The 11,331-nt window shown below is 38.0% G+C and carries 8 protein-coding genes; 3 read left to right on the top strand and 5 right to left on the bottom strand.

Annotated elements, in window-relative coordinates; genetic code table 11:
- Positions 1 to 59: 59 nt before the first annotated feature.
- A complete protein-coding gene (locus tag A0J48_RS04905; protein WP_200320872.1) occupies positions 60 to 1,670 on the bottom strand; it encodes an acyl--CoA ligase family protein in 1,611 nt (536 codons plus the stop codon).
- Positions 1,671 to 1,928: 258 nt separating this feature from the next.
- Here A0J48_RS04905 and A0J48_RS04900 point away from each other — a divergent pair, with 258 nt between their 5' ends.
- Positions 1,929 to 2,504: a CAP domain-containing protein gene (locus A0J48_RS04900; protein WP_234300717.1), complete on the top strand. Its 576-nt coding sequence runs from the start codon at positions 1,929 to 1,931 to the stop codon at positions 2,502 to 2,504.
- A 98-nt stretch (positions 2,505 to 2,602) separates the two neighbouring features.
- A complete protein-coding gene (locus tag A0J48_RS04895; protein WP_200320868.1) occupies positions 2,603 to 3,769 on the top strand; it encodes a pyridoxal phosphate-dependent aminotransferase in 1,167 nt (388 codons plus the stop codon).
- 210 nt (positions 3,770 to 3,979) lie between these two features.
- Here the strand turns inward: A0J48_RS04895 and A0J48_RS04890 are convergent, their stop codons facing one another.
- Entirely contained in the window at positions 3,980 to 5,305 is a 1,326-nt protein-coding gene (locus tag A0J48_RS04890; protein ID WP_200320866.1) for a glycosyltransferase family 2 protein, read from the bottom strand.
- 357 nt (positions 5,306 to 5,662) lie between these two features.
- Between A0J48_RS04890 and A0J48_RS04885 the strand changes: the two genes are divergently transcribed.
- Positions 5,663 to 5,815, top strand: coding sequence for a helix-turn-helix domain-containing protein (locus A0J48_RS04885; RefSeq protein ID WP_267910271.1), 153 nt, complete (start codon positions 5,663 to 5,665; stop codon positions 5,813 to 5,815).
- A gap of 194 nt (positions 5,816 to 6,009) precedes the next feature.
- Here A0J48_RS04885 and hsdR read toward each other — a convergent pair whose 3' ends face one another.
- The 3 genes from hsdR to A0J48_RS04870 all read right to left on the bottom strand — a co-directional run bounded on the left by hsdR (position 6,010) and on the right by A0J48_RS04870 (position 11,319).
- Positions 6,010 to 8,361, bottom strand: a complete 2,352-nt coding sequence (gene hsdR / locus A0J48_RS04880; RefSeq protein ID WP_200320898.1) for an EcoAI/FtnUII family type I restriction enzme subunit R — start codon at positions 8,359 to 8,361, stop codon at positions 6,010 to 6,012.
- Between the two features lie 256 nt (positions 8,362 to 8,617).
- Positions 8,618 to 10,036, bottom strand: coding sequence for an ATP-binding protein (locus A0J48_RS04875; protein ID WP_234300715.1), 1,419 nt, complete (start codon positions 10,034 to 10,036; stop codon positions 8,618 to 8,620).
- Positions 10,033 to 11,319: a restriction endonuclease subunit S gene (locus A0J48_RS04870; RefSeq protein ID WP_200320862.1), complete on the bottom strand. Its 1,287-nt coding sequence runs from the start codon at positions 11,317 to 11,319 to the stop codon at positions 10,033 to 10,035. Before A0J48_RS04870 ends, A0J48_RS04875 begins: the two co-directional genes overlap by 4 nt.
- Between the last annotated feature and the right edge of the window lie 12 nt (positions 11,320 to 11,331).

Below are 11,331 nucleotides of genomic sequence, written 5' to 3'. Positions count from 1 at the left end.
TCGGTACTCGGTACTCAATACTCGGTACTCAATACTCGGTACTCGGTACTCGGTACTCCTTACGCACCTTGAATTTTTCTCTCATATCCTGCCCATTCTTTATTTCTGAGGATATATTTTTGAATTTTACCAGTGCTGGTTTTTGGCAGATTAGTAAATTCAATGGCAATTGGACATTTAAAAGCTGCTATTTGACTACGACAAAATTGGATTAATTCTTGTTCTGTAACTTGCACATCTTCTTTTAAAGTCACAAAGGCTTTTGGTGCTTCGCCTCGTTTTTTATGTGGTACAGAAATGACCGCACATTCTAATACTGCTTCATGGCGATAAAGACATTGTTCAACTTCAATGCTAGAAACATTTTCGCCATTGGTAATAATGATGTCTTTCATTCTGTCCCGCACTTCAATATAACCATCTGGATGCATTACAGCTAAATCTCCGCTGTGAAACCAACCACCACGAAAAGCTTTTTCTGTTCCTTCTGGATCATGATAATAACCTTTCATCACCATATTTCCCCGCATTACTACTTCCCCCATTGTTGTGCCATCAGCAGGGATATCTTGCATATTTTTATCTACGACTCGTAACCCATCACCGCTAATATAAGTTACTCCTTGACGGGCTAATAATTTCCCCTTTTCTGCGTTGTTGAAATTATCCCAATCTGATTGATATTCACATATCGTATAGGGTCCATAAACTTCTGTTAAACCATAAACATGAATAATTTTTGCCCCAATAGCTGTATATTTTTCAATTAATGTTGGTGATGGAGGTGCGCCGGCGGTGGTAATTGTGATGGGTTTTTCTAAACTTAGCGGACGTTCTCGATAATTGAGGAGAGAAATTAAGACAACTGGTGCAGCATTAAAGTGGGTTACTTGTTCTTTTTGAATAATTTCCCAAACTTTTGCGGGGTGGAATTTGCGTAAACAAATATGCGTGCCACCAATAGCTGTAACTGCCCAAGGAAAACACCAGCCGTTACAATGGAACATTGGTAATGTCCAAAGATAGACTGAATTAGGAGTTAAGTTTATTTCTATAATTTCTCCTAAAGTGCTAAGATATGCACCTCGATGGGAGTACATAACACCTTTGGGATAACCGGAAGTGCCGCTAGTATAATTAATGGTAATTGTTTCCAATTCATCTGTAATTACCCAAGGTAAAGCTTCAGAATTACCAGTTTGTAGAAATTGTTCATAATCTTCTCCATCTAAGGGAGTAAATCCAGGTATATCATTGATATTAATAATATGTTTAACGGTTTTTAATTCATTTTGAATAGGGCGAATGATATCTGCTAATTCTGTATCCACAAATAAAAATTTAGCCCCGCTGTCGTTGAGAATATAGGCAACTTCTTGAGATGCTAACCGGGTATTAATAGAGACTAAAATTCCTCCAGCCAGAGGAACTGCAAAATGAGCTTCTAAGAAATGAGGTGTATTGAAAGCAAAGAAGGCCACCCGTTCCCCTTTTTCCATTCCAGCATAACGCAAGGCTGAGGCTAAACAATTGACACGCGCTGCAAATTCTCTGTAGGTAAATGTTTGCTGTTCATAAATAATGGCTACTTTATCACGGTAAACTTTGGCGTTGCGTTCAATAAAGGTCAGGAGTGTGAGAATGATGTGATAAACTGCTTCTGTCTGCATTGTGGATACCAATGATGTATATACGAGTTTGTAATATATATTACGATAATATGCACTAGATATATACTTAAAGAAATATTTTTGGTTATAAGTAAATACTCTATTGTTATCGTCTCAATTTACAATCACAATGATCTGATGTATGTGCATCACCAATAGTCAATCGTAGAAATGAAGACCAGTAAAAAAGTTAATCTTTGGTGGAGATACTTGTTTTTATTTATAGTGCTATGGGCTTCAGGCCCAGTCAGCCATTTTATGAACCAAGCCTTACGTGGGTATCCATTAGATGTTAACTATTTCTGGACTGAACTTTCACCATTGGGAATGTTTGGAGCGGATTTATACAATGGTAATGGTGGTGCAAATTGGAAAATAGGCCAACCCAAAGCTACAGCTTGGAATGCTCAACAATTACGTTCTTTACCAGAGTTGCAAAAGTTTGCAGTAGAATTAGTAAACCGCGATCGCACTCTCAATAACTTAAAACCTTTAGTGACAGATCCTTTACTGTCACAAGCAGCCCAACGTTATGCCCAGGATATGATGGATCGGAATTATTTTAGTCATATCTCTCCTGAAGGTAAAAATCCTAGAGACCGTTATCTGGCTGTTGGTGGTAGTCATCATGTTGGTGTAGGAGAGAACATTTACAAAGGTACTTTTAGTGATTTAGGCTTAAATTACAAACAAGTAGAAAATTTCCAACGGGGTTGGATGTATAGTAATGGACATCGCGCCAATATACTCACTCCTAAATATGGTAAATTTGGCTATGGAATAGCTGCTAGACCAAATGGTGAAATCTATGCAGTGCAAATGTTTAGCAACTAAATAGTTAATCAAACCCAGCAGGAATTTACAAAAGGCAAATCTCAACTGGGATTCTGGGATATCCTTAGATTGGATAGAGATTCGCCCAAAGAAGTAGAATGAAGCTGGCAGCAAGAGTAAGTCAGGTGACACCCTCCATAACCTTAGCGATCGCAGCTAAAGCTAAGGCCATGAAAGCTGAGGGTATAGATGTTTGTAGTTTTAGTGCTGGAGAACCAGATTTTGACACACCAGCGCATATCAAAGCCGCAGCTGCGAAAGCTTTGGAAGAAGGAAAAACCAAGTACGGCCCCGCTGCTGGTGAACCAAAGTTAAGGGAAGCGATCGCCCACAAGCTAAAAACTGATAATGGTCTTGATTATAAGGCAGAGAATGTGCTTGTCACTAATGGGGGTAAGCATTCTCTCTACAATTTGATTGTGGCATTGATTGACCCTGGTGATGAGGTAATTATTCCTGCACCCTATTGGTTAAGTTATCCCGAAATGGTGACATTAGCTGGTGGAAAATCAGTAATTGTAGACACCGATGCTTCAACCGGTTATAAAATTACCCCAGAACAGCTAAAACAAGCCATTACCGCCAAAACCAAGTTATTTGTCCTCAACTCTCCATCTAACCCCACGGGGATGGTGTACACACCAGAGGAAATTCAAGCCTTAGCTAAGGTGATAGTTGATGCAGATATCTTAGTTGTATCTGATGAGATTTACGAAAAGATTCTCTATGACGGTGCAGAACACATCAGCATCGGTTCTCTAGGGAAAGAAATTTTTGACCGGACTTTAATTAGTAACGGTTTTGCTAAAGGTTACTCCATGACAGGTTGGCGACTGGGTTATTTAGCAGGGCCTGTGGAAATTATTAAAGCCGCCAGTACCATTCAAGGGCATAGTACCTCAAATGTGTGTACCTTTGCTCAATATGGGGCGATCGCAGCTTTGGAAAGTTCCCAAGACTGTGTAGAAGAAATGCGTCAAGCTTTCGCTAAACGTCGTCAGGTAATGTTTGAAAGACTCAACGCTATTCCGGGTTTGAGTTGTCCTAAACCAGACGGTGCTTTTTACCTGTTTCCTGATATCAGCAAAACTGGTTTAAAGTCTCTGGAATTTTGCAATGCTTTATTAGAAGCACATCAAGTTGCAGTCATTCCCGGCGTGGCTTTCGGTGCTGATAATAACATTCGCCTTTCCTACGCCACTGATATGGCGACTATTGAAAAGGGAATGGATAGGTTAGAGAAATTTGTCCGTTCTCGGATTTAATGGGGTGTAAGGGTGAAGAAAAGGGTGTAGGGGTGAAGAAAAGGGTGTAGGGGTGTAAGGGTGTAGGGGTGTAGGGGTGAAGAAAAGGGTGTAGGGGTGTAAGGGTGTAGGGGTGTAGGGGAGAATAATGTATTGATCATCTATTCCCTGTTCCCTATTCCCTATTCCCTCTTAACTGTCACCTGTCACCTGTCACCTGTCACCTATTCCCTATTCCCTATTCCCTTCTTTCCGAATTATGCCCATTTCTTGTAATCCTTGACGTAATCTGTGGGCTTCTTGGGGATTGTTTTGTTCATGGAGTGCGATCGCAAATTCAAAAGCTGCTAAACTATTTTCCACATCACCTACTTTCAGCAACACAACTCCCAAATTTTGATAAGCTTCTGCATAATCAGGATTTAATTGAATAGCTTTGTCATAATTATCAATAGCCTCAACCAACAAACCCATAGCTTTACATACCATTCCCAAATTGTAATAACCAATCACAAAACTGGGGTCAATTTTGATAGCGGTTTCATAAGCATTTTTTGCCCCTTGTAAATCCCCCGCAGTTTTTAACAAATTACCTAAATTATTGTATCCTCCCAATTTCAACAGAGGATAAATCGGTAATTTCACAGCCGCTTGATAATGAGAAATAGCCTGGGGTAAATTTTTTAAATGTGTATGGGCAATTCCTAAATGATAATTTAATTCATACAAAATATCATAATTTGTTTCCTTGATATCTTGAGCCAGATAATTCCCAACTTTCCTTGATTGAGAATTTTGAAATCCTCGAAGACGGGTTTTATTTTTGTCACTGCGATTATTTGGCTGAATTAATTGATTACTGATTAACTGATTCAATCCCTGATTTAATAACTCCAACCCCTCATTAATTTTGCCTATTTCTACATACAAAGCACCTAATTTGCTGCAAACATAGGCATCATGAGGATTAACTGCAAAGAATTCCTCCATTGCTGCTATGGCTTTAGCATATTTATTCTGCTGATTAATTACAGCTTTTTGATATCCAGCATGAAGAATAGCTACTTCTGGTAAATAACCAATTTGCCAATAGGGTTCTTGCTTTAAAATTTCGGCAATGCTATCATCAACTAAGGCATGATAAGGACGATCAAATTTAATCTTAGGATGGTTGCGAAACAGTCGAGAAACCAAAGAATAAGGTGATTGATTTGCACCTACTTCCTGACGCACAAGATTAATTAATAAATAATCTTGAATGTTAATTGCTTCTTTTAAATAGGGTACAATTTCTGGTTTAAGCGTTTCATCAGCATCTAATACTAAAACCCAATCTCCGGTGACATATTTCAAAGCTTCGTTGCGAGCGATACTAAAATTATTACACCATTCAAAATAATGTACCTTAGCACCGAATTGTTGAGCGATTTGAAGTGTTTTATCAGTTGAACCTGTATCGAGAACTACAATTTCGTCTACCACATTTTTGACACTTCCCAAACACTTTGGTAAATTAATTTCTTCATTTTTGACAATTATGCACAGACTGAGTTTCATAGGCTAGTTGTTTTTTAAGTAGTTTTGCAAAATAAATTGCACATTTTGGTAAGGGAACAGAACTACTCGCTTTGTGAACTTAAAAGTAGTAAATTAGTTTTGGTAAAGGTGAAAGGTTTTTCTTTTTTATCCCTTCTCCCTTTTCCCTGAACCGAACAGTATTAAGAATAATTGATAATTAAGGATAATCAATGCATGATTAGGACATCAACTATAACAGGTGACAGGTGACAGGTTACAGGTTACAGGTTACAGGTTACAGGTTACAGTGAGAAATCAAGGTTTAAGAGTGTCTAAGTGTTGAGGGGGCGAATGTCCTAACTACCTTGTCTATAGCTATATTATGCCTACGGCACGCTGCGCGTTACGCGCCAGTTAGTTTACAGGCTGCGTAAGGTTGACAAAATGCCCCGATTAACCGCAGAAAGGTTAAATGGCATTTGTAAGGCATTAAACTGTCAACCAGGCGAACTTTTGGAATATGTGCCTGATGATGCTAAAGATAAGTAGTCGTGCAAAATAAATTTTATAGTTAGGAGAGGGAATAGGGAATAGGTAATAGGTAATAGGTAAGGAATACAGACATTTTTGTTTTCCATCAATATGTACAATTAATTTTGCTTGGGTACTTAGTTCTACTGTTAATCTAGTTTCCTAGAACCCACATAGTATACAAAAGAGCTTAATTGTAACAATTTGCCCAATTAAGCTGCTATATCCTGTGAATACAAATACTGCTGAAATCCTATAAATACTTCACTAATATTAGCAACGCTACCTAATTCTTTAATGGCATCATGAATAGTATGATATTTCAATTCTAATAGTTGGGGTAACTTAGATCGATCCAGTTCTTCTACTCCATCCTTAATATATTGATCTAACACAAAATCCAGAAATTCCTGTTGTTTCCCTACATATTTACAGAAAATTAACGATTTATGGGCTAGAACCCTTTCCCGACGGCTAATAGGTACAGCAGCATAAGCAATATAGGCTAACACATCATATAAATCACTTTTTTCAGCATTAATTAAACGGCTAATTTCTGTTAATTGTTCTGAATCATAACCTTTTTCTGATAATCCTTCTAATAGTGCTTTTCTTGTATCTGGACGACTCCAAATAGTTCTTAATTCATTTTCATTTTTAAACAGTTCGGGAATTTCACCAAATAGCCTTTCTACAAATTCTGCGGCAGTTATGGGTTTACCGTCTACACTCCAAAAGCTGGTAGATATTTGATGTTGAATAGTTCTTTCTTTACCATCTCCTAATTTAACTTTAATTATTTTAGGTGTAGTATCTTCTGTTTTTTCGGTTCTCTCTTTTGTCGTATTATTATCTGTATTTGGTGATAATTCCCGTGCTTTTTTGTTGGTAACTTTTACAGGTTCTTGGGGTTCACCATCCCATTCTGGATCGTTAAAATGTTCGTAGGCTTTGACAAAATCATAAATAGTAAAATAATCCTTACCATCATATAAACGAGTACCACGACCAATAATTTGTTTAAATTCAATCATGGAATTAATGGGACGCATTAAGACTATATTCCGCACATTGCGAGCATCAACCCCGGTGGAAAGTTTTTGCGAAGTTGTTAAAATAGTAGGAATATTTTTTTCATTATCTTGAAAATTCTTCAGGTGTTGTTCTCCTAATTTTCCATCATTAGCTGTCACTCTGTGGCAATAATTAGGATTATTACTAATCTTAATTTGATTGATTAAATTTCTTACTGCCAGGGCGTGATCTTGGTTAGCACAAAATACAATAGTTTTTTGATTTTGATCTATTTCTGCCATGAACAGTTGTACTCGATAGCGTTCCCGTTCTTCAATTTCAATAATGCGATTAAAGTCTGTTTCTGTATAGGTTTTTTCATCATCTATTGCCCCTTCTATGACATCATCATCAGGGCTGTAAATATATTCATCTAAAGTGGTTTCTATTTCCCGCACTTTAAAGGGAGTTAAAAACCCATCATTAATACCATCTTTGAGGGCATAAGTATAAACTGGCTCACCAAAATAAGCGTAGGTATCAGCATTGTTTTGACGTTTGGGTGTAGCAGTAAGTCCTAGTTGTACCGCAGGGGAAAAGTATTCTAAAATTCCTCGCCAGGTGCTTTCGTCACTTGCTCCACCTCGGTGACATTCATCAATAATAATAAAGTCGAAAAAGTTGGGAGGATAGTCGTTAAATTTGGGGGTGGGTTTACCTTCTTCATCCTTACCTGTCATCAAGGTTTGGAAAATTGTAAAAAAGATGCTGCCATTTTTGGGAACTCTCTCCCGTTTTTTGATGGTTTCGGGAGCTATGCGAACTAAAGCATCATCAGGAAAGGCAGAAAAGGAGTTAAAGGCTTGGTCTGCAAGAATATTACGATCTGCTAAAAATAGTATTCTGGGGCGGCGTTTGGGTTCACGGCTCAAGTTCCATCGGCTTTGGAAGAGTTTCCAGGCCAGTTGGAAAGCGATAAAGGTTTTACCTGTACCAGTGGCCATTGTTAATAAAATTCGGTTTTGTCCTTGGGCGATCGCCTCTAAAACATATTTGATGGCATTATGTTGATAGTATCGGGCTTCCCACGTACCGCTTTTATCTTCAAAGGGAATAGTTGCAAAAATATCGCGCCATTTTTGTTCTTGTTCCCTGAGCGGAGTCGAAGGGAAGGTAGCTTCCCATAGTTCATCGGGTGTGGGATATTTGTTTATATAACCTTCTTTTCCGGTGTGCATATCTACTTGGTAAATGCCAACACCATTGGTAGAATATGCAAAGCGAGTTTTTAATTTTTCGGCGTATTTTTTCGCCTGTGCTAAACCTTCCGTATCAGGTAATTCGCGTTTTTTAGCTTCAATAACAGCGAGTTTTTCACCACGATAAACTAATACATAATCAGCGATATCTGCTTTTGCCCGTTTACCGTTGCCAATTAAACGGCCAGGAGCAATGACTTCTCGACGGATGCGACTATGTTCCACAACTCCCCAAGCAGCAGCAGTTAAGGCGGGGTCAATTAATTCGGCGCGGGTTTCGGCTTCGCTCAACCTAGAGGTTTCGGCTTCGTTCATATTTCGCTGATCTCGATTTGCTCTAAAACACTTTTTTGCTTGTTCTGCAAGGGTTTCGGGAATTGAGAGTTACTAATCTCGATTTGCTCTAAAACACTTTTTTGTTGGTTTTGCAAAGGTTTCAGTAATTGAGAGTTGCTGATCTCGATTTGCTCTAAAACACTTTTTTGCTTGTTCTGCAAGGGTTTCATGAATTGAGAGTTGCTGATCTCGATTTGCTCTAAAACACTATCTACGCCCAAAAAGGCAGATATCTGGCATAGCGCGTAGAATTGGTTTCAGATTGATCTGCTTTGATTAATCCAGCTTCTTTTGTATAACCAATAATCTGAGATACGGTTGCTGTCTGTGTTTCACTTAAATCAAACCTTTCCCGTAGTGTCTGGTTAGACATTCTTTTATTATTGACATATAACAGACAGCAATGTTGATAACAAGCTCTAATTCTGTCTGTTTTGCTCATATCCCCAAAATCCTGATAGGCAAATAGGATTGTTGTAGTGCGTGTATCACCTACTCGGAAATCTGGTGCAGGTAGTTGAGATTCTTCTGCTGCTGTTACAACTTTATCAATGCCACTACCTTTTTCTTCACATATACCGAAAAGTCGCATTAAATTAGCTAGTTGTTCATTACGGGAACGATTTTCATCAATAAATCGCTCTACCTTAATGGGTGGAATACCAGGATTAGATATCTCAATGCGATCGCTAAACATCTCGATCATCACTGAAGTACCTGTTGCCAAAAAATCCTGATGTACCAAAGCATTAGCAATCAGTTCTCTTAAAGCCTGTTTTGGGAACATCTTTACTTCTTCTCGCACAACTTCCTCTATAAAGCGATTTTGTGGTGCGGCTGAATGGACAAAATCTACTAATCCATCAAAACCAACTGCATAACCTTTAACACCTGTTATTTCATTACGAGTTTTTAACTTATCTATACCTTCGTAAATAACTACACGGGGTGCTTTACGAGCTAATGCAGGGGAAAAAGCATCTAGTTTTTTTGCTAAAAGAATAGCTGCTAGGTTTGTAATTGTCCAACCCTGTGCTGTTTGTAGAATTAAATGTTGGCTTTGCAATCTATCAAGAACAGCATCGCGGGTAGTTGGATAGGGAATCTTTAGCAGGTCAAAGTATGATTGAGTATCTAAAAGCTTAATTACGTCATCAGGGCTGACATCAGATCGAGCAGCTTGGGAAAACCAATCTTGTTGATCTTCTGCAAAAATGCTTTTAAGTACATCCGGTGTCATCGGTACTAAATCTTCCCCTGCTCTCATCAGGTAAGCCCCTTCAAAGGCTAATGGTTGCCCAACGGGACGGGTTGGTACTTCAAAAACCAGCACTCGTCCGTCGCAATGATGTAATTCTGTAACGTCTACCCGAAATCTGAGCTTTTCAACTATATATGCTTTAATCTTATTTAAACTATCTGCTGTTGGCCAAGCTAGAGTACCTACTACTTGGCGGGGTGGTTTATTGGTAACGCCCAAAACAAGACAACCACCTTTTTCATTTGCCAGTGCTACACAATATTTCAGAAGTTTAGTTGAATCAAATTGGTTTTTGGCTTCTTTAAATTCAAGATTCTCTGTTTCTGCTGGTACATTTAGCCATTTTTCAAGGGTTTCAAGGGTAATCATGCTGCTGTTTCCTCCATTGCAGTTATCCCTTTATCTGCTGTGGTCGGTGAGCGAAGTCGAACCGTTAGTTCCCCTGTAAAGGCTTTTTGCAGGATGGATTGTTTTAGTTCGTTAAGTGCAGCAATTTTTTGAAGGTAAATATTTTCAAGGCGTTGGGTTTCATTTCTTAAATCATCAATTTTGTTTGTTATTTGATTCTGCTCATCTAAAGATGGCATAGCAATAACTAGATCCGAAAGTGACTGATTACTTAAATTTTGCATAGTTGCGCCAGTAGAAAGTCTTTCTAGTTGGTTTCTGTATACTTCTGACCTAAGAAGATGAGCAAGAAATACTGAATTAACATTTTCAAATGGTTTGATAAAGAAAGAACCACTTCCACAAAGACATCCAGATTGTTCTTCTGTAACAACCGCACATCTTCCTATTTCCCCTCTTCTAGCTACTACAACATCATTTGTTGTTAAGACGTAAGATTTTAGTCGTTTAACTGTATCAGGACTAACAGTTTTACTGAAATTTGGAATAATCTTCTCGTCTTCAATATTTGCTGGGTTTACTATTGGAATACCGTTAGAAACATAGTCAGATTTATGTAAAAGTGATCCAAATGGACCAGTGAAAACTTTGCCACCAATTTCACGTAGTTTTTTCTCTTCCCAACCTTCACCTTTTTGACTAAAAATAGAATTTAGATAACTTTCAAATACTTCCCGTGCATTGCTGAGGTTTTTTTCAGTGTTGCTTATTGCTCTATCAATTCCCTCAAACGCCTCATCCAATATCGCTACAATTCTCTTTTGTTCTGGAAGTGGGGGAAGAAGAACTTTCACACTTCTAACAAGGTCAATATTCAAATTGCGAACTGTAGATCCTGCTGCAAGTTTATCAAACTGTTGATAAGTTGTATTTGAGCCAAGAAAATAGTAAAGGTAATTCTGATCAAAGAGTCCAGATTTATCTTTCAATACCAGCCATCCGTCATGAATACAACCTGATGTACGCATAATATATGGACGACCAAAACTCATAGAATTTGAGAGAATAAAATCTCCTTCATTTACTAATCTTGAGTATTTTACGCCATCTTGTTTAATTTTCTCTTTAGTCTCGTAAATATATTTAGAACTAACCGAAGCATCACTTATTTTAATCCAATTTATTCCATTTGGTTCATTAGTTAAAAAATCCTTAATTGGCCTTGGTGAACCACCACGATATATTTCACATAATTCATCAAGTTTTTTAATTTCCCATCCTTCTGGCAATTGCTTATTTTCCATAATCACCTTATC

Source organism: Sphaerospermopsis aphanizomenoides BCCUSP55, assembly GCF_001586785.1.
Taxonomy (GTDB): domain Bacteria; phylum Cyanobacteriota; class Cyanobacteriia; order Cyanobacteriales; family Nostocaceae; genus Sphaerospermopsis_A; species Sphaerospermopsis_A aphanizomenoides_A.
This window is presented reverse-complemented; position numbering and strand designations above follow the sequence as displayed.

Bases quoted from the DNA above. Each gene is read 5' to 3' on its own strand.
- A0J48_RS04870 (WP_200320862.1), bottom strand. From the start codon at position 11,319: ATGGAAAATAAGCAATTGCCAGAAGGATGGGAAATTAAAAAACTTGAT.
- A0J48_RS04875 (WP_234300715.1), bottom strand. From the start codon at position 10,036: ATGATTACCCTTGAAACCCTTGAAAAATGGCTAAATGTACCAGCAGAA.
- A0J48_RS04900 (WP_234300717.1), top strand. From the start codon at position 1,929: ATGAACCAAGCCTTACGTGGGTATCCATTAGATGTTAACTATTTCTGG.
- A0J48_RS04890 (WP_200320866.1), bottom strand. From the start codon at position 5,305: ATGAAACTCAGTCTGTGCATAATTGTCAAAAATGAAGAAATTAATTTA.
- A0J48_RS04895 (WP_200320868.1), top strand. From the start codon at position 2,603: ATGAAGCTGGCAGCAAGAGTAAGTCAGGTGACACCCTCCATAACCTTA.
- A0J48_RS04905 (WP_200320872.1), bottom strand. From the start codon at position 1,670: ATGCAGACAGAAGCAGTTTATCACATCATTCTCACACTCCTGACCTTT.